The sequence below is a fragment of the Streptomyces sp. NPDC045026 genome (assembly GCF_056432625.1).
Genome location: NZ_JBWKIS010000004.1, coordinates 74,678 through 99,547 on the forward strand (window position 1 = coordinate 74,678; position 24,870 = coordinate 99,547).

The following is a 24,870-nucleotide window of genomic DNA, read 5'->3' on the forward strand; positions in this document are numbered from 1 at the left end:
GCGGCGGCCGCGGCGTGCTGCGCCGGGAAGGGCCCGTCAGATGTCGAAGACGAGGCCACTGCCGTCGGGCTGGTCGGCGCTGTCGGGGATGTCGGGAACAGCAGGGATCTCGGAGCTGTCGGGGACGGTCTCCGGGCCGACGTCGCTGGAGCCGTCGCCGGGGGGCGAGTCCGTGGCGGTGTCGGTGTCTCCGGGCGCGCTGGTCGGCGGGCTCGCGGGCTCCGTGGTCGGCCCCGACTCCTGCGACGAGGGCGGCTGTGGCGACGGGGGGACGGCGCTGCTGGAGGACTCCGAAGGGCCGGTGCCGGTGCTGCTGGAGGACTCCGAGGGGCTGGTGCTGCCGTTCGAGCTCGGCGACGTGGACGACGACGAGGGTGAACTGGAACTGTCGGAGGGGTTGGGCATCGGCATCGGGGGCGGCGGCACCCGCTTGTCGTGCTGCCCCTCGTCACCGACCTTCCGCTCGATCCACGTGTTGTTCGTGATGTTCACGATGACGATGTTCGTGATGGTCTTCGGGGCCGGAGTGACGACCACGACCTGGGTGGGCCGGTAGCCGGACCACTCCTGTCCCTCGGTGTTCGGCGTCCCCGTGAACGCTACGGGCGGCGCCAGCGGGTTGCCGCACGCGCACCGCACCCGGGGCATCCCGCGATCGTCGACGAGTACGGCGGTGCCGGCCTGGAGCACGGACTGGAAGCTCGACGCCTCTCCGGAGCGGTAGCCGTGGTTGGTGACGCGGGTGTCGACGCGCAGTACGACGGGGGTGAGGCCGCGCAGGAAGCCGGGGACGGATGCCTGGGAGATGCCCGAGGCCTCGGCGAAGGCGCGTTCCTTGTCCGGGTCCGAGGTGAGGAAGGCGACCTGCTTCTCGACGTCACAGCTTCCGACGGACTGGGTTCCGCCGTAGAGGCCCGGGGTCGAGCCTTTGACGGCGTGCGTACCGCCCTGTGGGGTCGCGGAGGTGGTGTCGGCCGGTGATGGCAGTTGCGGCGTCCGAGTGACCGGCGCGGGGGTCTCGGTGGTCCTGGCGGTGGAGTCGGTGAACGGGTCGGGGCCCACCTCCGCCACGGGCTGGAGGAAGAGCTCCCCCTTGTCGGACGACGTGCTCCTGCCGTTGTCTCCCGAGCATCCGGCGACCAGGAGCGCGGCGGATATCGCCAAGGCTGTGAAAAGGGTCCTGGTCGGTGAGCGCACCGTGTTCTCCCGCCTACATATGGGCACTTTGACCCATTATTTGCGGCGTAGTCGAGCATCCCGCAAGCGCAATGCGCTCACTCTCCGTCACACTGGAGGAGTGGAGTGGTTCAGCTCGCCCGGGTACTGGCTCGGCCGCCTGATCTTCCAGCGCGGTCTGGCGGCGCTGTACCTCGTGGCTTTCGTGGGGGCGGCCCTGCAGTTCCGCGCGCTGATCGGCGAGCGGGGGATGCTGCCGGTTCCGCGCTATCTGGAGCGCGTGCCGTGGCGGCAGGCGCCGACGCTGTTCCGGGCGTACTACTCGGACCGGTTCTTCGCGGTCCTCGCCTGGGGCGGGGCCGCCGTGTCGGCCACGCTCGTCGCGGGCCTGGCCGACCTGGTGCCCCTGTGGGCCGCCATGGCGCTGTGGGTGGTGCCGTGGGCGCTCTATCTGTCGATCGTGAACGTCGGGCAGACCTGGTACGCGTTCGGCTGGGAGTCGCTCCTTCTGGAGGTGGGCTTCCTCGCCGTCTTCCTCGGCAACGAACGGGTGGCGCCGCCACTGCTCGTGCTGCTGCTCCTGCGCTGGGTGCTCTTCCGCGTCGAGTTCGGCGCGGGACTGATCAAGATGCGCGGGGACGAGTGCTGGCGGAAACTGACATGCCTCTACTACCACCATGAGACGCAGCCGATGCCGGGCCCGCTGAGCTGGTTCTTCCACCGGCTGCCGCGCCCCCTGCACCGCGTCGAGGCCGGGGCCAACCACGTGACCCAACTCGTCGTGCCCGTCCTCCTCTTCACCCCGCAGCCGATCGCGACGGCCGCGGGGTGCCTGATGATCCTCACCCAGCTGTGGCTGGTCCTGTCGGGCAACTTCTCGTGGCTGAACTGGCTGACGATCCTGCTCGCCGTGACAGCGGTGGACTTCTCCCTCCTACGCGAACCACCGCACCCGGCCGCCGCCCCGCTCTGGTACGAGTGCGTCGTCATCGCCGTCACCGCACTCGTCGTCGCGCTGAGCTATCACCCGACGCGCAACCTGCTGTCCAGGCGCCAGTCCATGAACCGCTCCTACGATTCCCTGCACCTGGTCAACGCCTACGGCGCCTTCGGTACGGTCGGGCGCATCCGGCACGAGATCGTGATCGAGGGCACGACCGACCCCGTTCCGCGCGAGGAATCCCCTTGGCTGGTCTACGAGTTCAAGGGCAAGCCGGGCGATCCGGGACACTGGCCACGCCAGTTCGCCCCCTACCATCTGCGGCTCGACTGGATGATGTGGTTCGCGGCGCTGTCCCCCATGTACGCGGAGTCCTGGTTCGGGGGCCTGGTGGAGCGGCTCCTGACCGGCGACCGCGACACGTTGCGGCTCCTGCGCCGCTCGCCGTTCCCCGCCGACGCCCCGCCCACGTACGTCCGGGCCCGGCTCTACCGCTACCGCTTCACCACCTGGCGCGAGCTGCGGGCGACAGGTGCCTGCTGGGAGCGGACGTACGTACGCGAGTTCCTGAGGCCGACGCGGCTTGCCGCCTCCCGGATTCAGAGCCGGTAGCAACCTCCCGGGGTCAGAGCCCGTAGACGCGGGCCGCCGTGCCGCCGAAGACCGCGTCGCGCTCGGGAGCGGTCAGTGGCCCGGTCAACTCCTTTGCGGATTGCACGACTTGCCCGTACGTCGCCGCGAGGGTGCACACCGGCCAGTCCGAGCCGAACATCACGCGGTCGGGCCCGAAGGCCTCCAGGACGGTGTCGGCGTACGGCCGCAGCGCCCCCGGCGTCCAGGTGCCCCAGTCGGCTTCGGTGACCAGGCCGGAGAGCTTGCAGACCGTGTTGGGGAGGGCCGCGAGCGCCCGCACGTCGTCCGTCCACGGCTCGGTGGCGCCCGACGCGACGGGCGGCTTGCCGCAGTGGTCGAGGACGAAGGTCAGTCCGGGCAGACCGGCGGCCGCCTGCACGCAGGCCGGGAGCTGATGGGGCAGGACCAACAGTTCGTACACAAGACCGGCGTCGGCGACGGCCGCGAGGCCCCGGCGCACGTCGGCCCGCAGCAGCCACTCGGGGTCGGGCTCCCCCTGGACCTGGTGGCGGATGCCCTTCAGGTAGCGCCCGCCCGGGAGTTCGGCAAGGCGGGCCAGGGTGTCGGCGATGTCCGGGCGCGTGAGGTCGGCCCAGCCGATCACCGCGGCCACGAGTTCACTGTCGTGCGCCAGGGCGAGGAACTCCGGGGTCTCCTCCTCCACGGTGACGGTCTGCACGAGGACGGTGGCCGTGACACCGGACTCGCGCGCGAGGGGCGCCAGGTCGTCCAGCGTGAAGTCCCGCCGGATCGGGGCGAGTTGCTCGCCGGTGATCCAGTCCTGATCACGTACGGAGAGGTCCCAGACGTGGTGGTGCGCGTCGATGATCACGGGCATCACAGCTCCCAGACGACGGGCAGGCCCGCGTCGGCTCCGTCGGCGGAGTAGTCGTGGACGACGTCGAGGAGCTCGGCCATGCGGGCCTGCCAGGCGATGTTCACCGGGAGCTCGTCCAGCTCGGCGAGCAGGCGGGCGTAGTCCTCGCACTCCAGGACGTGGAACAGGTCGGTCCCGCTGCGCCAGATGGTCCACGAAGTGGCACCGGCCGCGCGGATCGCCTTCCGGAGTTCGTCCGGGACCTCGCGGTGCGCGGCCTCGTACGCCTCGACGCGGTCGGCGCGGACCTTGGTGTGCAGGGCGATTCTCACGCGTGCTCCTCTCCGGGTACGGGGACGTGGTCGGCGAGCAACCCCGCGGCGCGGGCCTCTTTCCAGAACGCGGCCGGCACGGCGACGGCGAACTGCTGTGCCGTGTCCAGGACTTCGTGCGGCGAGCGGGTGCCGACCAGGACGCTCGCCACGGCCGGATGACCGAACGGGAAGGCGAGCGCGGCTGCCCGCAGCGTGATGCCGTGCCGCTGCGCCACGGCCTTCAACTGGCAGGCACGGTCGAGGACTTCGCGGGGTGCGACCGCGTAGTCGTACGTCGCTCCGGGCCGGGGGTCCGCGAGGAGACCGGAGTTGAACACGCCGCCGACGACGACCGACGTACCGCGGGCCTGCGCCTCGGGCAGCAGCTCGGCCAGCGCCCCCTGGTCGAGCAGGGTGTAGCGGCCCGCGCACAGGACGGCGTCCACATCGGTGTCTCGGACGAACCGGGTGAGCATCGCGACCTGGTTCATGCCGGCGCCGATCGCCCCGACGACGCCCTCGGCGCGCAGCCGCTCAAGAGCCGGGTAGGCCTCGCGGAACGCCTGCTCGCCGTGATCGTCCGGGTCGTGCAGATAGACGACGTCGACGCGGTCGAGGCCGAGCCGCGTCAGGCTGTCCTCCAGGGAGCGGCGCACCCCCTCCGCGCTGAAGTCCCAGACGCGGCGGTGTGTGGCGGGCACGGCGAACCCGTGCTCCAGGTCGTCGCCCCCGCTCTCTTCGGCCGGTACGAGGAGGCGTCCCGCCTTGGTGGAGACGGTGTACGCCGACCGGTCCCGGGCCGCGAGTGCCTCGCCGAGGCGCCGCTCGGACAGGCCGATGCCGTAGTGCGGCGCCGTGTCGAAGTGGCGGATGCCCGTTTCCCAGGCCGCGTCGACGGCGGACCGGGCCTCCTCGTCGGTGACGGGCGTGTACAGGTTGCCGATGGCGGCGGCACCGAAGGACAGCTCCGTGACGTCGACGCCGCTTCGGCCCAGGGTGCGGGTGCGCATGGCGGTCACTGGCCCGCGGGGCGCAGCCGCAGGCCCTGCATGCCGCCGTCGACAGCGAGGGCGGTGCCGGTGGTGGCGCCGGACAGCGGGCTCGCCAAGTACGCTATGGCGCCGGCGACTTCGGCGGCCGAGACCAGGCGGCCCGTGGGCTGACGGGATGCGAGGGCCGCGCGCTCGGCGGCCGGGTCGGGGGCGGCGGACAGCAGCCGGCCGACCCACGGGGTGTCCACGGTCCCCGGGTTGACGCAGTTGATGCGGACCCCTTCGCGGACGTGGTCGGCGGCCATGGCGAGCGTCAGGGAGTACACCGCGCCCTTCGACGCCGAGTACAGGGCGCGCTGTGGGAGGCCGGCCGTCGCGGCGATGGAGCAGGTGTTGACGATCGCCGCGTGCGACGACTCCCGAAGGTGGGGCAGGGCGGCGCGGGTCGTGCGGACGATGCCGAGGACGTTGACGTCGAGGACGCGGTGCCACTGCTCGTCGTCGTTGTCCTCGACGCTGCCCTGCGCGCCGATGCCCGCGTTGTTGACGAGGACGTCGAGCCCGCCGAGGTCGGCGACGGCGGCGGCCACCGCGGCGCGCACGGACGCGTCGTCCGAAACGTCGGCGGTGTATCCGCGCAGCGGCTTGTCGACGCCGCCCGGGTCGAGGTCGAGCACGGCGACGCTCGCGCCGCGGGCTGCGAGGAGTTCGGCGGTGGCCCGGCCGATCCCGGACGCTCCGCCGGTGACGAGGGCCTTGAGCCCCGCGAAGTCCTGCACGTCGCTTGCGTCGGTCATGCCGCTGCACCCTTCTGGTCGGTGACGCCCTGCCGGGCGAGGTCGGCGGCCCAGAACGTGCCGCCGGGGTAGGTGTACTCCGCGATGGAATCGGACCGCATCGCGGCGGAGAAGCCGGGCGCGGTGGGCGCCGTGTAGTGGCCGTCGCGCATCACGACGGGGTCGATGAAGTGGCCGTGCAGATGGTCGACGTACTCGATGACGCGGTCCTGCGTGGTGCCCGCGACGGCGACGTAGTCGAACATCGAGAGGTGCTGGACGAGTTCGCACAGGCCGACGCCGCCCGCGTGCGGGCACACGGGAACGCCGAACTTGGCGGCGAGCAGCAGGATGGCGAGGTTCTCGTTGACGCCGCCGACGCGGGCCGCGTCGATCTGCAGGATGTCGATGGCGCCGGCCTGGAGGAGCTGCTTGAAGATGATGCGGTTCTGGACGTGCTCTCCGGTGGCGACCTTCACGGGGGCGACGGCCTTGCGGATCGCGGCGTGGCCGAGGACGTCGTCGGGGCTGGTGGGCTCCTCCACCCAGTACGGGTCGAACTCGGCGAGCGCCTTGGTCCACTCGATGGCCTCGCCGACGTTCCACCGCTGGTTGGCGTCGATCGCCATACGGATGTCCGGGCCGATCACCGAGCGGGCGGTGCGGCAGCGCCGGATGTCGTCGGCGAGATCGGCGCCCACCTTCAGCTTGATCTGCGTGAAGCCGTCGGCGACGGCCTGCCGGGCGAGCCGGCCGAGCTTCTCGTCGGAGTAGCCGAGCCAGCCGGGCGAGGTGGTGTAGCCGGGGAACCCGCGCTCGCGCAGAGCGCTCTCGCGCTCGGCCGCGCCCTCACGGCCCGATCTGAGGAGCGCGAGGGCGTCGGCAGGGGTGAGCGCGTCGGCGATGTAGCGGAAGTCGATCTGCGAGACGAGCCACTCGGGCGTCGCGTCGGCGAGGAACTGCCACAGCGGTTTGCGGGCGCGCTTGGCCGCCAGGTCCCACACGGCGTTGACGACGGCACCGATCGCCATGTGCATCACGCCCTTCTCGGGACCGAGCCAGCGGAGCTGGCTGTCACCGATCAGGTCGCGGTTCAACGTCCCAGGGTCGGCGCACAGTTCGTCGACCCCCCGGCCGACGACGTGGTGCCGCAGAGCGTCGATCGCCGCGACCTGGACATCGTTGCCACGGCCGATGGTGAACGTGAATCCGTGCCCCTCGACCCCGTCGGCGGCGTCGGTGCGGAGCACGACGTAGGCGGCGGAGTAGTCGGGGTCCGGGTTCATGGCGTCGGATCCGTCCAGCTCCCTGGAAGTCGGGAACCGGATGTCGAAAGTGTCAACCGCTATGATTCGGGCGGCAGTTGGAGACACGGGTGGCCTTTCTTGCTGAGGCGGGGGTCAGTCCTGGGCGCGGCCGGTCGTGACACGGGCGATCATCAGGGCGAGGAGGATGATTCCGCCGTAGATGGCCTGGATCCAGAACGACGGAACCTGGGCGAGGGTCAGCAGGTTCTGGACGACGCCGAGCAGCAGGACGCCGGTGAGCGCGCCGAACATGGTGCCCTTGCCGCCGTCGAGGCTGATGCCGCCGATGACCGCCGCCGCGAACACGGTGAAGATCATGTTGTTGCCCTGGTTGGCGCTGATCGCGCCGACGTAGCCGGTCTGCATGATCCCGCCGACCGAGGCGAGGACGCCCGCGACGACGAACACGCCGAGCATCACGCGTTCGACGCGGATTCCCGCCGCGCGTGCGGCGTCGGCGTTGCCGCCGATCGCGTACAGGGCGCGGCCGATCCGGTGGTACTTCAGGATGAGGCCCACCACGCCGAAGGCGACGGCGGCCAGCCATACGGACATCGGGATGCGCAGGAACGTCGTGGTGGCGAGGGAGAAGAACGCGTCGGGCATCCCGAACAGCGTCTTGCCCTTGGTCGCGCCGACGAGCAGTCCGCGCAGGACGATCAGCATCGCCAGCGTCACGATGAAGGCGTTGAGCTTGAACTTCACGACGAGGATGCCGTTGAAGGCCCCGATCGCCGCACCCACGACGAGGATCGCGAGCAGTGCGAGCACGGTCGGGAACTCGGTGCCGAATCCGGACTGGGAGACCGGCAGGACGAGCAGGGCGCCGACGGCGGGTGCGATGCCGACCACCGACTCCAGGGACAGGTCGAACTTGCCCGTGATCAGGACGAGCGACTCGGCGAGGACGACCATCGCGAGGGCGGCGGACGCGCCGAGGATGGAGATCAGGTTGCGCTCGGTGAGGAACGAGTCGTTGACGACCGCTCCGAGCACCATGAGCAGCAACAGCGCTGGGACCAGGGCCAGTTCGCGAGCCCGACGCAGCAGTACGGCCTTGGCGGGCCCCTTTCCGGGCGCTCCGATCTTTGTCGTGGTCAAGGCCGACGGGGCCTTCGTGTCAGCCATGGTCCACTCCTTCGATGGAGGCGATCAGCTCGTGGTCGTTCCAGCCGGCCGCGTGCTCGGCGACGACCTTCCCGTGGAAGAGGACGAGGACCCGGTCGCAGCGGCGCAGGTCGTCGAGCTCGTCGGAGACGACGAGGACCGCGGTGCCGTCCTCGCGGGCGCTGTCCATGCGGGACAGCAGGGACTCCTTGGACTTCACGTCGACGCCCGCGGTGGGGTTGATGAGGACGAGAAGGCGGGGGTCGGAGGCGAGGGCGCGGGCCATGACGACCTTCTGGGCGTTGCCGCCCGAGAGGTCGGACACGGGCTGGTCGGGGCCCTCCGCGTGGATGTCGAGGCGGTCGATCAGGTCGGCGGCGAAGCGGCGCTTGCGGTCGGTGCCGACGAAGCCGTGGCGGCCGAGGCGTCCGAGGACGCTCATGGTGGCGTTGTCGCCGATGGTCATGCCGGTGACGAGCCCCTGCTCGTGCCGGTCGCGCGGCACGCAGCCGACACCCGCGGCGAGCGCGGCGCTCACATCGCCGAACGGCAGCTTCCTGCCGTCCAGTTGGGCCGTTCCGGCGGTCGGCGTGTGCAGCCCGGCGAACGCCTCGGCGAGCTGGATCTTGCCGCTGCCGCTGGATCCCGCCAGCCCGACGACCTCGCCGCTGCGAATGGTCAGGTCGACGTCGTGGTACGCCTCCGAGGTGAGGCCGCGCGCGTCGAGGAGGACGGCGGCGTCGGGCTCGTGTTCCACGGCGGCGCGGGCGGCCGCGCGCTCCTCGGCGATGACCTCGCCGGCCATCGCCTCCACCAGTGCGGCGCGCGGCAGTTCCGCGACGGGCGCCGTGGTGATCCAGCGGGCGTCGCGCAGCACGGTGACCGTCTGGCAGACCTCGTACACCTCCTGGAGGTGGTGCGAGATGAACAGGAACGTGACGCCGGACTCCTGAAGGGCCCGCATGCGTGTGAAGAGGCGCTCGATCTCGCGGTTGTCGAGCTGTGCGGTGGGCTCGTCGAGGACGATGAAGCGGGCGCCGCCGCTCAACGCCCTGGCGATCTCCACCATTTGGCGGTCCTCGACCTTGAGGTCGGCGGTGCGGGCGTCGGGGTCGACGTGGATGTCCCAGGTGTCGAGGACCTGGGCGGCCTCCTCCTGGAGCTTGCGCCAGGAGAAGAAGCCGCGGCGGCTGCCGGGCTGCCGGTTGATGAAGAGGTTCTCGGCGACCGTCAGTTCGGGTACGACGGTCGGCTTCTGGTAGACGCAGGCGACCTTGGCGCGCCAGGCGTCGCGGTCGCTGAGCGGGGGCGCGGGCTCGCCGTCGAACAGGAGGGTGCCCGCGTCCGGTGCCTGGAGGCCGGTGAGGACCGTGACCAGGGTGGACTTCCCGGCGCCGTTGCGGCCCACGAGGGCGTGGGACTCGCCGGGCAGGACGGTCAGGGAGCCGTCCTGCAGGGCGATCGTGGGGCCGTACCGCTTGGCGATGCCCGACGCCTCGACCAGCGGCCTGACCGCCGGTGTGGTTGTCGTCGAGGTGCTCATTTGACCGTGTTTCCCCAGAGCTTCGGGTCGTCGACGTTGTCCTTGGTGACGAGCGGCGCGGGCAGCTGGTCCTCGAGGATGCCGCTGGGCAGCTTGACGATCTCCGAGTCGTGGTCGGTGGGACCGGGCTTGAACGTCTTCCCCTGCATCGCCGCCTTGATGTAGTACATGCCGTACTTGGCGTAGGCGTCGGCGGGCTGGGAGACGGTCGCGTCGATCTGGCCCTTGCGGATCGCGGCGAACTCCTGCGGGATGCCGTCGTTCGAGACGATCGTGATGTGACCCTTCTCGCCGGTCTTCTTCAGCAGGCCCTTGGACTTGAGGGTCTGCAGGGTGGGCGCGAGGTAGACGCCGCCCGCCTGCATGTAGATGCCCTTGATGTCCGGGTTGGCGTTGAGGAGGGTGTCCAGCTTGGACGCGGCGGTGTCGGACTCCCACTTCGCGGGGATCTCCAGGACCTTGAGGTCCGGGTACTTCTTCTTGACGCAGTCGCGGAAGGCCTGCGAGCGCTCGCGGCCGTTCACGGAGGCGAGGTCACCCATGATCTGGACGACCTTGCCCGTCTTGACCTGCTGGCCGAGGTATTCGCAGGCCTTCTCGCCGTAGGCGACGTTGTTGGCGCGTACGACCATGGCGACCTTGCCCTTCTCGGGCGCGACGTCCACGGCGACGACGGGGACGCCCTTGCGTTCGGCCTGGTCGAGGCCGGCGGAGATCGCGGCGCTGTCGAGGGGCGCGACGACGAGGCCCTTGACGCCCTGGTTGAGCTGGTTGTTGATGTCCGTGATCTGCTGCGAGGGGTCACTGTTGGAGTTGACGGTCTTGAGCGCGTCCACGCTCTCGGACTTCGCCATCTTCGGCACGTAGTCGTTGTACGACTGCCAGAACGGCGAGGTGAGCAGGGGCAGGATGACCCCGACCTTGCCCTTTCCGTCGCCGCCGCCCTTGCCGCCGGAGGCGACGTCGTCCTTCGTGCTGCCGCATGCGGTGAGCACCAGGGCGGCGCAAGCGGCGACCGCCGCCGCGCCGACGATCCGCGACCTGTTCCGCTTGCGCACTGTTCTGCCGGCCATCTGACGGCTCCTCATCGAGCGAGATCGAGCGACTTCTGGTACCTGATGGCGGAAATATTTATCAGACCACTTGGCGGCCACAACACCCCTCGTCGCCAACTTTTCCGCATTTCAAGCCGTAGTGGTCGGACCACATCTCTGGCTAGACTGCGGCGCACCCGGCATATTGAGGAGCGTCCGTGGAACAGACCGCCCCGCAGAAGGGCACCGTGACGCAGCGGGCCATCGAGCAGATCAAGGCGATGATCGGCGAGGGACTGCTCGAGCCGGGGCAGCGGCTGCCCACGGAGCGCGATCTGGCCACCCAGCTCGGCATCTCGCGCAGCTCCATGCGCGAGGCGATCAGGGCGCTCACCGTCCTCGGCGTCCTGGAGGCGCGGCACGGATCCGGCATCTACGTCACGCAGTTGAACGCCGGGGATCTCCTGGAGACGTTCGGTGTCGTCGCCGACCTCTCGCGCGGGTCCCGTCTGGTGGAGCTGATGGAGGTGCGCCGCGTGCTCGAGTCGACGGCGACGGCACTGGCGGCCGCGCGCATCACGCCGGAGCAACTCGCCGAGGTGGAGCTGCACTTGGCGGCGATGGCGGCCACGGACGACCCAGAGGAGATCCTCTCCCACGACCTCGCGTTCCACCGGGCGATCGCCACGGCCGCGGGCAACGACACGATGGCCGCGATCCTGGAGGGTCTTTCGTCACGGACGTTCCGGGCGCGCGTCTGGCGCGGCTACCAGGAGGAAGGTGCCTTCGAGCGCACGGGCCGCGAGCACGCCCGTATCCACCGCGCGCTGGTCGCCCGCGACCCGGAGGCGGCGCGCGCCGCGGCGGCGGCCCACGTGGGCGAGGTCGAGGCCTGGATGCGCAGCCAGCTCGACGCCGAACCGACCTGACCACCCCGGCGCCCCCGGCCCCGCGCCCCCGGCCCCCTCAGCGCGGCGCCTGGGCCGCCAGCGCCGAGAGCAGCAGTTCCAGCGCCGTCTCGAAGGAGCCCTGCGCCATGAGGGGCAAGTGCTCGCGCACGGAGGCCAGTTGGGGATGTGAGTCCGCCGGCAGCGACTGGTACGTCTCCGTCCAGGCGCTGTGGTCCTGGGCCCGCCGTTCGGGCGGCAGCGCGAGATGGGCGGCGTCCAGGGCCGCGTGCCCGAGCGCGGTGTCGACGAACGCGGCGTAGTACCGCACGGCCGTGGCGCCGTCGAAGCCCGCGCTCAGCAGCAGCCCGATCCCCGTCTCCACGGCCCGGACCTCGTTGATCCTGCGGGTCACCCGGTACGCGGCCAGCGCGGCGATCCGGGGGTGTTCGCTGTAGGCGCGGTGGATCCGGCGCGCCATGGTCCGCAGGTTCGCGACCCAGTCGTCGCCGGGCTCGAAGCCGGCCATGCTCTCGCCGATGATCCGGTCGGCGACGGCGAGGAGCAGGTCGTCCGTGTTGTGGAAGTAGCGGTACACCGCGCTGGGGTCGCAGCCGAGCGCGGCGCCCAGCCTGCGCACGCTCAGCGCGTCGGGCCCGTGCTGCCCGACGAGGCGCAGCGCGCAGTCGACGATCAGGTCGGCGGAGAGCAGCACCCCCGACTTGGTCGGCTTGCGGCGCCGCCGCTCCACCGGAATCCGCCCCTCGGTCATCCCGAATCCCCTTCCGTCGCGCCGCCCGTTCCCCTTATGTCAACACCATTGACGCAACATTGACAAGGCCTGTTTGATCGCACCCTCCCTCCCCTCCTCCGGTTTCAGGAGTGTCCGAATGAGCAGCGAACCCCCTGGCCTGCGCCGTTCTCTCGGTGTCGTCGACGGCGTCGCCATCGCCGCGTCCAGCACCGCCGCCACCACCAGCATCGGGATCGGCATGGGCGCGCTCGCCGCGACGGTGGGCCTCCAGGCCCCGGCGGTCCTGCTCGTGGCGTTCCTGCCGATCCTGGGCATCGCCTCCGCGTACGCCCGCCTCAACCGCTCCGAGCCGAACATGGGCAGCGGCTATGTGTGGGTCGGCAAGTCGCTCGGCCCGTGGCCCGGCTTCATCACCGGCTGGGTCACCCTGATCGGCACGGTGATCTTCATGGCGTACACGAGCGCCGTCACCGGGTCGGTCTTCCTCCAGTTCGCGACCAAAGCAGGCTGGCACCACGCCCTCGGCCTCACGCTCGACCCGAACTCGACGGCCCTGAGCACGGTGGTCGGCCTCGTCGTCCTGGCCGTCGTGACGTACACGGCGATCACCGGCGTACGCAAGGCCACCCGGCTCCAGACCTGGCTGCTCGTCTTCGAGTACGCGGTCCTGCTCGCGTTCTGCGGCTGGGCCCTGGTGTCGGGCGACCACGCCTTCCAGTGGTCGTGGCTGAACCCGTTCGCGATCCACGACGGCACGGCGTTCGCGCAGGGCCTCGTCCTCGCGGTGTTCTTCTTCTGGGGCTGGGACGCGGCGTTCAGCGTCACCGAGGAGACGAAGAACGTACGGGACGCCGGCCGGGGCGGCTTCATCGCGCTGTTCACGATGCTCGCGATGTTCCTCTACGGGGCCGTGGCCTTCCAGCGCGAGATGAGCCTGCCCGAGCTGATCGCCCAGGGCCCGCAGGGCCTCACCTACCTGGGCGCGAAGCTCGCCGACGAGCCCTGGGCGACGCTGCCGCTGCTCGCGCTGATGTTCTCGGCGGTGGCCTCGCTCCAGTCGAGCGTCATCCCGACGGCCCGCGGCCTGCTCGCCATGGGCCGCGACCGCACGATGGGCGAGGTCTGGACGCGCGTCAGTCCCCGCTATGGCTCCCCCGCCCAGGGCACCGTCCTGATCATGTCGATCTCGGCCGGAGTCTCCCTGCTCGCCCTGGCCATCCCCAAGCTCAACGAGATGATCCTCGCCGCCGTCAACTCCATCGGCCTGGTCGTCGCCCTTTACTACGGCCTGACGGCCCTCGCCTGCGCGGTCCGCTTCCGCGCCGTCCTCCGCGGGCCGGTGTCCGGGGCGCTGCGCGCGGTCGTGGCGCCCGCGGTCAGCGGGATTGCACTCCTCGGCATCGGCGTCTACCTCGCCCGCTCTTACGTGACGATGAGCGACCGCTTCGAACTCAGCCCGGACAACGGGTGGTTCATGCTGTCGGTACCGGTAGCCATCGTCGCGTCCGGCGTGGTGATGGCCGCGTACGCCAAGTACGTGCGCCGCTCCCCGTACTTCGCCACAGGCCGCGGCACGGCGCCCGAGGCGGTCCGCCTCACCGCCGACCGGCCCTGACCACCACACCGATCCCCCTACCCCAGCAAGGAGTTACGGCAATGCCGCACACCGCCCCCGCCGATCTGGTCTTCACCGGCGGCCCGGTCCACACCCTCTCCCCCGCCCGGTCTCGCGCGACCTCGGTGGCCGTACGCGGCGAGCGGATCGTCGCCGTGGGCCACGACGACGTGCGCGATCTCATCGGCCCGGCTACAGAAGTGGTGGACCTGGCGGGCAAGTTGCTCATCCCCGGCTTCCAGGACGCACACGCGCATCCGGTCGGCGGCGGTATGGAGCTCGGCCAGTGCGACCTGAGCGGCGCGACGACCCTCGACGAGTACCGGCGCCGCATCTCCGAGTACGCCCAGGAGCGCCCCGCCGACGAGTGGATCACCGGCGGCGGCTGGTCGATGGAGGCGTTCCCCGGCGGCCTGCCCACGGCCGCCCAGCTCGACGCCCTCGTGCCCGACCGCCCTGCTTACCTCGTCAACCGCGACCACCACGGTGCCTGGGTCAACTCCCGCGCCCTGCAAGCCGCCGGGATCGACGCCCGCACGCCCGACCCCGCCGACGGCCGCATCGAGCGCGACGCCGACGGCACTCCGACCGGCATGCTCCAGGAGGGCGCGGCGAACCTGATCGGCCGGCTGCTGCCGCCCGTCACCCTGGAGCAGAAGATCACGGGGCTGCTGCGTGCCCAGGCGCTGATGCACTCCCTGGGCGTCACCGCGTGGCAGGACGCTCTGCTCGGCGAGCACGCCAACCTCACCGACCCCACGGACGCGTATCTCGCGACCGCCGGGGACGGCCGCCTCACGGCGCGGGTCGTCGGCTCGCTGTGGTGGGACCGCGCGCGCGGCACCGAGCAGATCGAGGAGCTGGTGGCGCGGCGCACGGCGGGCACGCGCGGGCGGCTGCGCTGCACGACGGTGAAGATCATGCAGGACGGTGTGGCCGAGAACGGCACGGCGGCCCTCCTCGGCCCCTACCTGGACGGCTGCGGCTGCGCCTCCGACAACAGCGGCATCAGCTTCGTCCCGCCCCTCGACCTGCAGAAGTACGTGACCGAGCTGGACGCGCGAGGCTTCCAGGTGCACTTCCACGCCCTCGGCGACCGGGCCGTGCGCGAGGCGCTCGACGCGGTGGAGGCGGCGCGGCGCGCCAACGGCCGCACCGACACCCGCCCGCACCTCGCCCATCTCCAGGTGGTCCACCCCGACGACATCGGCCGGTTCAGGGAACTGGGCGCGACGGCGAACATGCAGGCGCTGTGGGCGGCCCACGAGCCGCAGATGGACGAGCTGACGATCCCGTTCCTCGGTCCGGAACGCAGCACGTGGCAGTACCCGTTCGGCGATCTGCAGCGTTCGGGCGCGACGCTCGCGGCCGGCAGCGACTGGCCGGTGAGCAGCCCGGACCCCATCGAGGCCATCCATGTCGCGGTCAACCGCGTCCTGCCCGACGCGGCCCCCGGAACCGAGGTGTTCCTGCCCGGCCAGCGGATCGGCCTGGACGCGGCGCTCACCGCGTACACGGCGGGCAGCGCTTACGTGAATCACCTGGACGACGAGACCGGCTCGATCACGCAGGGCCGCCTCGCCGATCTGGTCGTGCTCGACCGGGACCCGTTCGCGGGTCCCGCCGAGGAGATCGGCGCGACGCGCGTCCTGGAGACGTTCGTGGGAGGTGAGCGGGTGTACGCCGCCGGGTGACCGGGGCCCAGGGCCGACCAGGCCCTACACGTCCGCCGCGCACCGGAAGCCGCAGTTCCCACTGCTGGAGTCCGGTGTGTTGGCGGTGCGCGCGGCCACGCGGTAGCGGTTGCAGTACGAGTCGTGGCACAGGTACGAGCCGCCGCGCATCACCCGCGTGTCCCCCTCGGCGGGGCCCTGCGGGTCGGTGAGCGGTCCCGCCGGGTGCTCGGCGGTGAACCGGTCGGCGACCCACTCCCACACGTTGCCGACGGTGTTGTAAAGGCCGTACGCGTTGGGCCGGTAGGCGTCGACCGGCGCCGTGCCGGTGTGCCCGTCCTCGCCGGTGTTCACGACGGGGAACTCACCCTGCCAGATGTTGCAGCGCCAGTGGCCGCGCGGAGTCAGCTCGTCGCCCCACGGGTAGCGGGCCTGGTCGAGGCCGCCGCGGGCCGCGTACTCCCACTCGGCCTCCGTGGGCAGACGCTTGCCGGCCCAGGCGGCGTAGGCGCTCGCGTCGTCCCAGCCGACGTGGATCACGGGGTGCCGCGCCCGGTCCCCGATGCCCGAGCCGGGGCCCTCCGGGGTGCGCCAGGTCGCTCCCTCGACACCGCGCCACCAGGGGGTGCCTGCGGGAGCGGGCGTCGCGCGGGCGAGGCTGGGGTCGAGGAACCCGGCGAAGACGTACGACCAGCCGAAGCGCTCGGCGGCGGTCACGAAGCCGGTGTCCTTGACGAAGGTCGCGAACTGGGCGTTGGTGACGGCGTGTTCGTCGATCCGGAAGGGGCCGACGGTGACCTCGCGGACCGGCCCCTCGCCGTCGCCGGGGTTGGCCCGGTCGTCCTCGTTGCCCATGCGGAACGTGCCGCCGGGCAGGGTCGCCATGCCCTTTCCCGAGGCGCGCCGGGCCGTCGGGGCGAGGCGCAGGGGCTGCGGCTCGCCGCCGCCTTCACGGCGCGCGGCGCAGCAGGCCTTCGGGGTCACGTCTTCCGCAGTCATGGTTCCGCCTCGTACACACTCTGGACCGATTGCGGCCGATCCTCGCACGCGTGGGGTGGCCCGCGCCCGGCGGGCCACCCCACGCCCCGTCTCCCGGCTCAGACCCGGGAGCGGTAGAGCCCGAACCGTGCGATGTGCGGGCCGGTGCGGGTCTGCGTGATCCGCAGGCGCCACTCGCGGGCCGTCACCGGCGCCGGCAGGACCAGGACCCGGCTCGCGCCGATCGTCCCGGCCCGCGCCACCTCGGTCCAGGCGCCGCCGGACTTCGCCTCCACGACGAACTGCTCCACCTGCTGCCCGTGCCGAATGTCCTCGGCGAGTCGGATCCGGTCGACCTCCCTGGCCGTGCGCAGATCGACGGTACGGATGCCCTCGCCGTCGTCGCGCACGCGGGCGCCGTCCACCAGGTCCTCGGGCAGTTCGCGGTCGATGCGCTCGCGGAACTCCTTGAGCCGTGCCACGTCCGCCGCGGGCAGCAGGCCGTCCGTGTCCGGCGGGATGTTGAGCAGCAGCACGGAGTTGCGGCCCACCGACCGGAACCAGATGTCGGCCAACTGGTCGACGCTCTTGGGCTGTTGGTCCGCGTGGTAGAACCATCCGGGCCTGATGGAGACGTCACACTCGGCGGGCCACCACTGGAGGTACTGGGCCACGGAGCGCGACTGCGCGAGCGCGTCACGGCTGCCCTGGTCCGGCGCGTCGTACCGCAGGGCGTAGTCGACGCTTCCGTTGCCCGAGTCCTTGACCGGGACGACGCTCCACTCGTCCTCGCGCGCCAGCCCGCCCTCGTTGCCCACCCAGCGCACGTCCGGTCCGCGCACCGCCATGGTGGCGCCGGGGGCGAGCGCGCGGATCACCGCGTACCAGCTGTCCCAGTCGTACGTCTCGACCTTCTCCGGCGGGATGCGGCCCTGCGCGCCGTCGAACCACACCTCGTCGACGGGCCCGTACTCGGTGAGCACCTCGTAGAGCTGGTTGAGCATGTGGGCGCCGTAGTCGGTCGCGTCGAGCGTGAACGTGCGCGGGCTGTCACCCGACCGGTCGTCGCCGTCGACGAGTGTGGGGATGGTGCGGGCGGACCGTTCGCTGCCGTTCGCGTAGACGCCGTCGAGGTACTGGTTCTCGTCCGCGGGCGAGATGTAGACGCCGACCTTGATGCCGTACTTGCGCATGGAGCCGGCGAAGGAGCGCAGGACGTCGCCCTGTCCTGCGCGCCAACTGCTCGACGCGACACTGTGCTTGGTGTAGCGGGACGGGTAGAGGACGAAGCCGTCGTGGTGCTTGACCGTGAGAATGGCGAGCTTGAATCCGCCGTCGCGCAGCGCGCGTGCCCACTGGTCGGTGTCGAGACCCGTCGGCTGGAAGACGTTCGGGTCCTCGTCGCCGGTGCCCCATTCGAGGCCGGTGAAGGTGTTCACGCCGAAGTGCAGGAAGGCGGTCTTCTCCAGGCTCTGCCAAACGATCTGACGCTTCGTCGGGCGGACCCGGGAGGCCTTGGCGACCAGTTCCTCCGGGGAGTCCGCGGTGCTGATGGGGATGCGGAAGTGGGGTTCTTCCGCCGTGGTGCGGCTCGCTGCCGGGGCGGCCAGGGCGAGGGAGTTGCTCGACGCGGCCACGGCCGTGGTCACGGCGGCGGCCATGAAGAGTCGTCTGCTGACGGTCATCTGCGGGTGGGATCCCTTCGGGACAGCGCCGGTTCAGCGCTGGGTCAGCGTCCAGGTGGTCGGGGTCTGCTGGTCGGGCGGGTTCTGCACGAGACGTCCGTCGGATGTCGCGTCGAGGGTCATGCGCGTGACGGCGTTGGTGAGCACGTAGCCACCGCCGGCGCGGGACACCTGCCAGCGCTGAAGGGTGTTCTTCGCGTCGCAGGTCTCCTGCGTCACCGCCGAGCCGGGCTGCAGCGGCACGTTGAGGGTGAGCTTTCCGCTGCGGGTCTCCAGGCAGCTCCCGGTCGCGGTGGACTTGAGGGTGAGATAGCCGTCCGGGGTGCGGGTGAGCTCGAAGCCGGCCGCCTGGGTGTGGTGGCGCGTGTCGGCGAGGGTGTACGTGCCGTCGGCAACGGGCGGCCGTGTCAGGTCGCGCTGTCCCGGTGCCCGGCCGACGGCCTCGGCCCGTGCGGTGAAGCCGGCGTATGTCGCGTCGGGGTGCGGGTCGCTCCACGTCGCCTGCGCGATGTGACTCAGGGGCAGCCGGGCCGCAGCGGCGACCTCGTTCTCCGTCTCGCCCCGCCCGTTGTCGGGCCACAGGCTGATCTTGGCGCCGGTGATGCCGTCGCGGGAGGCGAGCTTCTCGCCCTCGAAGCTGCGCGGATCCCACTGCTCGTCGTAGAGCTTCTGCGTGTCGGTGTGGAAGCCGCCGCGCACGAGGTAGAGGGCGTAGGCGGAGTTCATCACGGGGTAGCCCTGCGCGATCAGCTCGCTCGGCTTCACGTTGACGCCGAGCCAGTGCTCGATGGTCGTGCCGGCCGTCACCGGGACGGTGTTGGCGCCGGTCAGGCCGTCGTTCCAGATGCGCAGCCGCTTGCCCTTGCTCGCGGCGTACTCGTCAACACGGTTGACGAAGTCGATGAACGCGTCCTGGGGCGTGGCGTTCTCGCCGTACTTCTTCTTCGCGTACGCGTCGATCTGCGGGTACTTGGCGAAGTCCGAACCGAGCATGTACTCGTCGGCGCCCATGTGCCACCACTTGGCGGGGAAGACTTCGCCGTACTCGTCGATGAGGCTCTTGTAGTAGTCGAAGGCCGCGGGTGCGGTGATGTCGAGGCGGGACGGCTGCGGCTTGCCGTCGGAGTCGGTGAGCTGGAGGTCGGGGCGGTTCTCGATCCAGGGGTCCATGTGCCCCGGGGAGTTGATCTCCGGAACGATGGTGACGTGGTACTTCTCGCCGAGCGCGACGAGGCGGCGGATCTCGCTCTTGGTGTAGTAGCCCCAGGTGTTGGCCTCGGGGTGCCGGTCGCTCTTCACCTTCAGCTCGACGAGCAGCTGGTTGAGCTTGTGGTACGCCATGTCGCGCACCAGGTTCTCCATCCAGTCCGTGGAGATGTGCACGTAGCAGGCGCAGACGCCGACGCCGCGTTCCTTGTACCGGGGCACGTCCACGGTGCGTCCGGCCGGCACCTGGTCGCCCTGGGCGAGGAGCTGGAGGAGCGTGCGGGTGCCGTAGAAGGCTCCGGCTTCGGCCGCTCCGGTGATCTCGAGCCGCTGTGCGGCGCGGAGTTCGTAGCCCTCGGCGCCCAGGGATCCGCTCTTCGACGGCTCCACATCGACCACGATGTCGCCGGCACGGGACGGACCGCCGGTGACCGGCACGGCGCCCTTGCCCGCGGCCCGCAGGTCATCGGCGAGGGTGGCGGCGACGCGGCGCGAGGCGGCGTCGTGCGCGACCAGGCGGGCGCCGGGACCGTAGGAGTAACCACCCTGCCCTGGAGTCCAGTTGGTAAGGCTCGGCAGGGTGCGGGGCATGGGGTCCTGGGGTGCCGCCCGCGCCAGGGGGGCCGGCGCCGCAAGCAGGAGGAAAGCCGCTACGGTGCCGATCAGTCGGTGTCTACGTCGCCGGGGCGCGATCTTGTAGCTCGGATCCGTCATGAGGTCCGATGATTCAAGCCCTCGTGAGGGAGTGTCAATGGATCGTTCCCTGCGATCACTTGGACATCTCGCAGAACTCATCGGATGAATCAGAGGACTGGGTAGGGAACGCGCGACGGGCGGCGGCGGAAGTCCCCCGACCCGCCCGCCGCCGCTCACCCACTCCTCACTCACTCACGGGTTCACCCCGTCATGCCTCAGCCCTTCCACTCCACCTTGAACACCCACACGTGCTCGCCCGCCGCGCGTGCCGCCGCCGGTACGTCCACGACGAACTTCCCGCCCGTGGTACGCCAGTTGAGCGGACGGTCGTAGCCGAGCATCGTGACCTTGTCCCCGGCCCTGACCGGCACCGCGGCCTCGACCGTGAGCGTCGCGCCCGGCTCGGCGAGCGAGTGGATGTAGAACGCCTTGTTCGGCCTGACCGTGAACCGCAGGTCCTCGCCGAGCTGCGCCATCCGTGACCAGTACGTGGTGTCGTAGATGGCCTCGCCGTTGACCTTGAGCCAGTGGCCCGTCTCACGCAGCCGGGTCTGCATGATCTCCGGGATGGTGCCGTCGGCGCGCGGCCCGATGTCGAGGAGGAAGTTGCCGTTCTTCGACACGATGTCGACGAGGCTGTGCACGACCTCCTCGGTGGTCATGTACTTGTCGTCGGGCGTCTCGGCGTTGTAGCCGTAGCTGTAGGGGTCGAGTCCGCGGCTGGACTCCCACTTGGCGACGACGGTGTTGTCGTACGTCGTGTACTCGGGTGTCGTGAAGTCGTGGAAGCCGATCCCGGAGCGGTTGTTGACGGCCACCTCGTAGGGCTTCGGGCGGTTCTTGCCGTGGTTGAAGAACTCGGCGAGGACGTTGAGCGAGTCGTTGACGCCGCCGATGTCGCACCACAGGAGCTGCGGGTCGTAGTCGTGGATGAGTTCCAGCATCTGGGGGGCCTGGAGGCCCTTCACGTAGTCCTTGCCGGAGGTGTAGCCGGTGTAGGGGACGGGCTCCAGGGTGTACGGGTTGCGCGGGGCGTGCCCCATCCACGGGTTGTCGGGGTTGAACCACTCGGGCATCGAGAAGTACAGGCCGCGGTGCAGTTCGGGGGTGTAGCGGCGGGACGCGTCGAAGAGCTCCTTGATGATGTCCCGCTTGGGGCCCATCTTCACGGAGTTGCGGTCCGACACCTTGGTGTCCCAGAGCGCGAAGCCCTCGTGGTGCTTGGACGTGAGGACGTGGTACTGGGCGCCCGCGTCCCGGAACAGTTCGACCCACGCGCGCGGGTCCCACTTCTTCGCGGTGAACATCGGGATGAAGTCGTCGTACGCGAAGTCCTCGCCGTACGTGGCCTTGTGATGGGCGTACGTCGGGTTGTTCGGGTCCTGCATCTGGTCCCAGTACCACTCGGCGTACTGCTTGCCGACCGGTGCCCACGCGGGCACCGAGTAGACGCCCCAGTGGATGAAGATGCCGAACTTCGCGGAGTGGAACCAGTACGGGGCCTGGTGTCCGGAGAGCGAGGCGTCGGTCGGCTGGTAGTCGGGGACGCCGAGCGTGAGTTTCCTGGCGCTGGCGGCGGCCTGCTGCCCGCGGCCGGTGGCGACGACCTTGCCGTCCTGGATCGTGCCGGGCGCGGTGCCCGCGCGGTTGCGGATGCCGACGCGGACGCGGGCCTGCTCACCGGGGGCGAGGCGCGTGACGCGGGCGGGCTCGACGGTGCGGGCGCCGGGGACGTCGACGCTGACGGTGAGGGCGTCGGCGGTGACGATGCCGACGGTGCCCGCGTTCACGACGGTCGCCTCGACGCTCTGCGCGCCGGTGGACTCCAGGAGCGAGAACGTGGAGTGCGCGTCGCGCAGCGCCAGCGCCCGGCCCTGCGCGGCCGGCTGGAGCGAGAGTGCGAAGACGTGCAGGGCGGTCTTGTTCTCCTCGGCCGGGTTGAGCTCGGGCAGGGTGATCGCGACGGCCTCGCGCTGCGCGTCGAGGGGTATCTCGCTGGTGCCGATGCCGACGCGGCTGGTGTCCTTGGTGCCGTCGGGCTTGTAGCGGTAGGCGACGGAGAGGGGGCCGCCGGAGGAGTACCAGTCGGCGCCGCCGAGTCCGGCGCTCGTGGTGGAGCCGTCGGCATAGTGGACGGTCGCGCTGCCGGACGCGTTGCCGTAGCTGCCCGCGGTGAGGAACAGGGCGGACAGATAGTGGCCCTGGGGCAGCTCGATGCGCTGCCCCAGGGCCACGATGTTGTTCTTCGCGCCCGCCGCCGACGACGGGAAGTCGTAGGTGATCCCGTCGAGTTCGACGCGCCCCGCGGGCAGCTCCTCGCCGGGGAAGGTGTAGCCGCTGCCGTCGAAGTCGCCGCCGCGGGCGGCCGAGGTGTCGACGCCGTCGTTGTCGAAGTGGTCATCGAGCGGTACGGGCACCGGGTCGGGGACGGGGCCCCAGACGGCGTCCGCGGAGGCGGTCCGCTCGGTGGCCGTCGCGTCGGACGCGGCCGCCGGTCCGGCGGCGACGAGCGGCACCGCGGCCGCGGCGGCCACGCCCGCCGCTGTTCCGAGGACCTGGCGTCTTGGGTACGAACTCATACTCAGCACTCCCTGATGCGGCTCAAGGCTGGGCATTCATCGGAGGTCTGATGATGGTAGGGGTCCGCGGACACGTCAATGGGCCGCGCAGAGGCGGAAGTTGAGAGAGTGATCCGATGACCGCTCATCCGCACGGATCCCTCAGCGGACACCCGTGACGAATGTCCGAAAACGGCCGTCTGTCAGCGGGTGCGAAGAAGGCGCGACACCGGTCTGCGGGGACCCGGGACCGTCGGGGGCCGCCGCGTCACAGCGCGCGGTACATGATGTGCAGCCCCACCCGGCCGTGCCGGGCGTGCTCGAACGCGTCCGGGACCGTGCCCAGGACCGTGAAGCCGAGGGAGGTCCACAGGCCGACGGCGGGGTTGGTCTCGACGACCGCGTTGAACACCATGGCGCGGTAGCCGTCGGCCTTCGCTCGCTCCAGAACGTACTCGGCAAGGGTGCGGCCGATGCCGCGGCCGGCGTGGGCGGGGTCGACCATGAAGCCCGCGTTCGCGATGCCGGCGGCGGGACCGCCGTAGTTCGGCGCGACGTAGGCCGAGCCGACGACAGCGCCGTCCACCTCGGCGACGTACACGCGCTTGCCCGGACCCATCCACAGGGTCCGGGCCTGCGCCTCGGGGGTGTCCGGGTCCCAGGCGTACGTCTCGCGGGATCGGACGATCCGCCGCCAGAACGGCCAGATCTGCGCCCAGTCCTTGTCCTCTGCGTCCCTGATCAGCATGCACGTGAGTCTGGCACGCGGCCGGTCAGGGACCGTTACGGGGCGGGGGCCCGTCAGTCCACGCTCGGGAGGATGTGGGGCTCGGCGAGGTCGTCCTCGTAGCCCGCGAGCCTGATGGGGGCCGAACGGGCCCAGACGTCGAGGCTGCCCAGCTTCTCGGGCCGTCGTCCCGCGCGCTCCGTGCGTTCTCGGGGGCGCTGCTCGCGATTCGTCTTCTCTGGTGTCACCGCGCACTCCTTGTGTGTCGGGTAACCCTGTCCGGCGCGTCCCGCCCGGCGTTCCCGTCGGGCGTCCGGCGCCCGGTCGGGCCTGGTTTCGATACCGGTTCGGGCGCGGTGGCGCCGGTTTCCTGCTTGGGCGGCCCAGGATGAGGCCGTCCCGCGACGGACCACGGGTGCTGGTAGGACCACGTTGTGCTGTCCGTTCGGCTACAGAGTACCCATATGAGCAGGGCCCCGCTCGATGGGGCCGAAACCAGAGAGACGGCTGAGGGTCGCCGGGGATTCATTCGGCCATCGGAGATATGACACCCGACTGGGCGATGGCTAGGGCCCTTCGTCTGGATCAGGCCGGTCCGTGTTGATCGATCGCCCCGGATCATCGGTCGGCTCGGCCGACGGCTGGGACGTCACGTACGGCGAACCGGAAGGCTCGGCGGGATTCGGGGCGGGCGGCAGCACACCTCCCGGGGGCGGCGGTCCGGTGGGGCTGGCAGTGGCGCTGCCCGCCGCCTCGTTCGCGATGGCGTCGAAGTCCACGTCGCCGGTGTTCTCCAGCATGGTGATGTGGTCGAGGACGGTCTGGTTGGCGTCGGTGGCGAGCTCGCGGACGAGGGTGTTGCGGGTGGTGTGGCGGACCTGGGCGATCAGCGCGAAGACCTTGCCGTGCGAGTCGCGCAGCAGGTTGGCGAACTTGTTCTCGTAGTCCTTGCCGCTCGCGGCGGTCAGCTGGTCGAGCCAGCCCTGCTGCTGAGGGTTGGGCTGGTTCGGCAGCTCCACGCCGAGCCGGCCCGCAACCGACCGGACGCGCTTGTCGAGGTCGGTGTGGCCGACGACGAGGTGGTCGCCCGCCATCCTGATCGCCTGCGTCGGCGCCCGCTCCATCGCCTGCTGGCCGGCCGGGATCTCCCAGAGCCCGGCGAGCCGCACCTTGACCAGGAAGTCCCGGTCGGTGGCCGACAGGGGACCCCACTGGGTGGCCACGCTGCCCGCGTTCAGATTGGCCGGCCCGGTGCCCGAGCGGTCGGCGTACGACCAGATCGGAAAGGCGAGCGCGCCCAGGGTGGCGACCAGAGCGGCGAAGATGAGCGCGGTCCCGTTGATGCGTCGCAAGCAGTCCTCCCAATACCGGCGTCAACTCGCCGCGCGGGCGAGCTACTTGTTGGTACGGGAGGGTACGGACGTGACGGGTGGGGCGTTCAGACTTTCGTCC

At 70.8% G+C, this 24,870-nt stretch carries 21 protein-coding genes; 4 read left to right on the forward strand and 17 right to left on the reverse strand.

The window, feature by feature from the left end:
- Positions 1 to 36 precede the first annotated feature (36 nt).
- On the reverse strand, positions 37 to 1,164 hold the full coding sequence (locus AC07EJ_RS10905; RefSeq protein WP_389484525.1) for a DUF6777 domain-containing protein: 1,128 nt from the start codon (positions 1,162 to 1,164) through the stop codon (positions 37 to 39).
- A 133-nt stretch (positions 1,165 to 1,297) separates the two neighbouring features.
- Between AC07EJ_RS10905 and AC07EJ_RS10910 the strand changes: the two genes are divergently transcribed.
- Positions 1,298 to 2,728, forward strand: coding sequence for a lipase maturation factor family protein (locus tag AC07EJ_RS10910; protein ID WP_478884079.1), 1,431 nt, complete (start codon positions 1,298 to 1,300; stop codon positions 2,726 to 2,728).
- Between the two features lie 13 nt (positions 2,729 to 2,741).
- Here AC07EJ_RS10910 and AC07EJ_RS10915 read toward each other — a convergent pair whose 3' ends face one another.
- Genes AC07EJ_RS10915 through AC07EJ_RS10950 form a run of 8 tightly spaced genes read right to left on the reverse strand, consistent with a single transcriptional unit; the run spans position 2,742 to position 10,678 of the window.
- Positions 2,742 to 3,587 carry an amidohydrolase family protein gene (locus AC07EJ_RS10915; protein WP_393581519.1) on the reverse strand — a complete coding sequence of 282 codons (846 nt, stop codon included), beginning with the start codon at positions 3,585 to 3,587 and terminating at the stop codon, positions 2,742 to 2,744.
- Positions 3,587 to 3,898 (reverse strand): L-rhamnose mutarotase, encoded by a 312-nt coding sequence (locus AC07EJ_RS10920; protein ID WP_389484518.1) that lies wholly within the window; start codon positions 3,896 to 3,898, stop codon positions 3,587 to 3,589. The genes AC07EJ_RS10915 and AC07EJ_RS10920 overlap by 1 nt, the downstream gene beginning before the upstream one ends.
- Positions 3,895 to 4,890 (reverse strand): aldo/keto reductase, encoded by a 996-nt coding sequence (locus AC07EJ_RS10925; protein ID WP_389484516.1) that lies wholly within the window; start codon positions 4,888 to 4,890, stop codon positions 3,895 to 3,897. The genes AC07EJ_RS10920 and AC07EJ_RS10925 overlap by 4 nt, the downstream gene beginning before the upstream one ends.
- 5 nt (positions 4,891 to 4,895) lie before the next feature.
- Positions 4,896 to 5,651, reverse strand: coding sequence for an SDR family NAD(P)-dependent oxidoreductase (locus AC07EJ_RS10930; protein WP_478884258.1), 756 nt, complete (start codon positions 5,649 to 5,651; stop codon positions 4,896 to 4,898).
- Positions 5,652 to 5,665: 14 nt separating this feature from the next.
- Positions 5,666 to 7,021, reverse strand: coding sequence for an L-fuconate dehydratase (locus AC07EJ_RS10935; protein ID WP_389484514.1), 1,356 nt, complete (start codon positions 7,019 to 7,021; stop codon positions 5,666 to 5,668).
- 27 nt (positions 7,022 to 7,048) lie between these two features.
- Entirely contained in the window at positions 7,049 to 8,083 is a 1,035-nt protein-coding gene (locus AC07EJ_RS10940; RefSeq protein WP_389484511.1) for an ABC transporter permease, read from the reverse strand.
- On the reverse strand, positions 8,076 to 9,605 hold the full coding sequence (locus tag AC07EJ_RS10945) for a sugar ABC transporter ATP-binding protein (RefSeq protein ID WP_478884080.1): 1,530 nt from the start codon (positions 9,603 to 9,605) through the stop codon (positions 8,076 to 8,078). Before AC07EJ_RS10945 ends, AC07EJ_RS10940 begins: the two co-directional genes overlap by 8 nt.
- Positions 9,602 to 10,678 (reverse strand): sugar ABC transporter substrate-binding protein, encoded by a 1,077-nt coding sequence (locus tag AC07EJ_RS10950; RefSeq protein WP_100592964.1) that lies wholly within the window; start codon positions 10,676 to 10,678, stop codon positions 9,602 to 9,604. Before AC07EJ_RS10950 ends, AC07EJ_RS10945 begins: the two co-directional genes overlap by 4 nt.
- A gap of 179 nt (positions 10,679 to 10,857) precedes the next feature.
- On the opposite strand from AC07EJ_RS10950, the gene AC07EJ_RS10955 reads away from it, so the two are divergent.
- Positions 10,858 to 11,568, forward strand: coding sequence for a FadR/GntR family transcriptional regulator (locus tag AC07EJ_RS10955; protein ID WP_389484507.1), 711 nt, complete (start codon positions 10,858 to 10,860; stop codon positions 11,566 to 11,568).
- A gap of 37 nt (positions 11,569 to 11,605) precedes the next feature.
- On the opposite strand, the gene AC07EJ_RS10960 is transcribed toward AC07EJ_RS10955, so the two are convergent.
- The gene (locus AC07EJ_RS10960) at positions 11,606 to 12,298 is read right to left on the reverse strand and encodes a TetR/AcrR family transcriptional regulator (protein ID WP_389484505.1); all 693 of its coding nucleotides are present in this window, start codon (positions 12,296 to 12,298) and stop codon (positions 11,606 to 11,608) included.
- A gap of 118 nt (positions 12,299 to 12,416) precedes the next feature.
- Here AC07EJ_RS10960 and AC07EJ_RS10965 point away from each other — a divergent pair, with 118 nt between their 5' ends.
- Both AC07EJ_RS10965 and AC07EJ_RS10970 read left to right on the forward strand, forming a co-directional pair.
- A complete protein-coding gene (locus AC07EJ_RS10965) occupies positions 12,417 to 13,895 on the forward strand; it encodes an APC family permease (protein ID WP_389484503.1) in 1,479 nt (492 codons plus the stop codon).
- Positions 13,896 to 13,936: 41 nt separating this feature from the next.
- Positions 13,937 to 15,589 (forward strand): amidohydrolase, encoded by a 1,653-nt coding sequence (locus AC07EJ_RS10970; RefSeq protein ID WP_389484500.1) that lies wholly within the window; start codon positions 13,937 to 13,939, stop codon positions 15,587 to 15,589.
- A 24-nt stretch (positions 15,590 to 15,613) separates the two neighbouring features.
- Here the strand turns inward: AC07EJ_RS10970 and AC07EJ_RS10975 are convergent, their stop codons facing one another.
- The 7 genes from AC07EJ_RS10975 to AC07EJ_RS11005 form a co-directional block, all read right to left on the reverse strand.
- Entirely contained in the window at positions 15,614 to 16,453 is an 840-nt protein-coding gene (locus tag AC07EJ_RS10975; RefSeq protein ID WP_478884259.1) for a formylglycine-generating enzyme family protein, read from the reverse strand.
- A gap of 212 nt (positions 16,454 to 16,665) precedes the next feature.
- Positions 16,666 to 18,231, reverse strand: coding sequence for an alpha-L-fucosidase (locus AC07EJ_RS10980; RefSeq protein WP_478884081.1), 1,566 nt, complete (start codon positions 18,229 to 18,231; stop codon positions 16,666 to 16,668).
- Positions 18,232 to 18,264: 33 nt separating this feature from the next.
- On the reverse strand, positions 18,265 to 20,151 hold the full coding sequence (locus tag AC07EJ_RS10985) for a family 20 glycosylhydrolase (protein ID WP_389484494.1): 1,887 nt from the start codon (positions 20,149 to 20,151) through the stop codon (positions 18,265 to 18,267).
- A gap of 197 nt (positions 20,152 to 20,348) precedes the next feature.
- The gene (locus AC07EJ_RS10990; protein ID WP_478884082.1) at positions 20,349 to 22,712 is read right to left on the reverse strand and encodes an alpha-L-fucosidase; all 2,364 of its coding nucleotides are present in this window, start codon (positions 22,710 to 22,712) and stop codon (positions 20,349 to 20,351) included.
- Between the two features lie 247 nt (positions 22,713 to 22,959).
- Positions 22,960 to 23,439, reverse strand: coding sequence for a GNAT family N-acetyltransferase (locus AC07EJ_RS10995; protein WP_389484489.1), 480 nt, complete (start codon positions 23,437 to 23,439; stop codon positions 22,960 to 22,962).
- A 53-nt stretch (positions 23,440 to 23,492) separates the two neighbouring features.
- The gene (locus AC07EJ_RS11000; protein ID WP_100592955.1) at positions 23,493 to 23,666 is read right to left on the reverse strand and encodes a hypothetical protein; all 174 of its coding nucleotides are present in this window, start codon (positions 23,664 to 23,666) and stop codon (positions 23,493 to 23,495) included.
- 318 nt (positions 23,667 to 23,984) lie between these two features.
- Positions 23,985 to 24,770 (reverse strand): DUF4142 domain-containing protein, encoded by a 786-nt coding sequence (locus tag AC07EJ_RS11005; protein ID WP_389484487.1) that lies wholly within the window; start codon positions 24,768 to 24,770, stop codon positions 23,985 to 23,987.
- Positions 24,771 to 24,870 lie beyond the last annotated feature (100 nt).

Coding starts and splice junctions, on each gene's coding strand:
- AC07EJ_RS10915 (WP_393581519.1), bottom strand. CDS start 3,587: ATGCCCGTGATCATCGACGCGCACCACCACGTCTGGGACCTCTCCGTA.
- AC07EJ_RS10925 (WP_389484516.1), bottom strand. CDS start 4,890: ATGCGCACCCGCACCCTGGGCCGAAGCGGCGTCGACGTCACGGAGCTG.
- AC07EJ_RS10940 (WP_389484511.1), bottom strand. CDS start 8,083: ATGGCTGACACGAAGGCCCCGTCGGCCTTGACCACGACAAAGATCGGA.
- AC07EJ_RS10945 (WP_478884080.1), bottom strand. CDS start 9,605: ATGAGCACCTCGACGACAACCACACCGGCGGTCAGGCCGCTGGTCGAG.
- AC07EJ_RS10950 (WP_100592964.1), bottom strand. CDS start 10,678: ATGGCCGGCAGAACAGTGCGCAAGCGGAACAGGTCGCGGATCGTCGGC.
- AC07EJ_RS10960 (WP_389484505.1), bottom strand. CDS start 12,298: ATGACCGAGGGGCGGATTCCGGTGGAGCGGCGGCGCCGCAAGCCGACC.
- AC07EJ_RS10965 (WP_389484503.1), top strand. CDS start 12,417: ATGAGCAGCGAACCCCCTGGCCTGCGCCGTTCTCTCGGTGTCGTCGAC.
- AC07EJ_RS10970 (WP_389484500.1), top strand. CDS start 13,937: ATGCCGCACACCGCCCCCGCCGATCTGGTCTTCACCGGCGGCCCGGTC.
- AC07EJ_RS10975 (WP_478884259.1), bottom strand. CDS start 16,453: ATGGCGACCCTGCCCGGCGGCACGTTCCGCATGGGCAACGAGGACGAC.
- AC07EJ_RS10980 (WP_478884081.1), bottom strand. CDS start 18,231: ATGACCGTCAGCAGACGACTCTTCATGGCCGCCGCCGTGACCACGGCC.
- AC07EJ_RS10985 (WP_389484494.1), bottom strand. CDS start 20,151: ATGACGGATCCGAGCTACAAGATCGCGCCCCGGCGACGTAGACACCGA.
- AC07EJ_RS10990 (WP_478884082.1), bottom strand. CDS start 22,712: ATGAGTTCGTACCCAAGACGCCAGGTCCTCGGAACAGCGGCGGGCGTG.
- AC07EJ_RS10995 (WP_389484489.1), bottom strand. CDS start 23,439: ATGCTGATCAGGGACGCAGAGGACAAGGACTGGGCGCAGATCTGGCCG.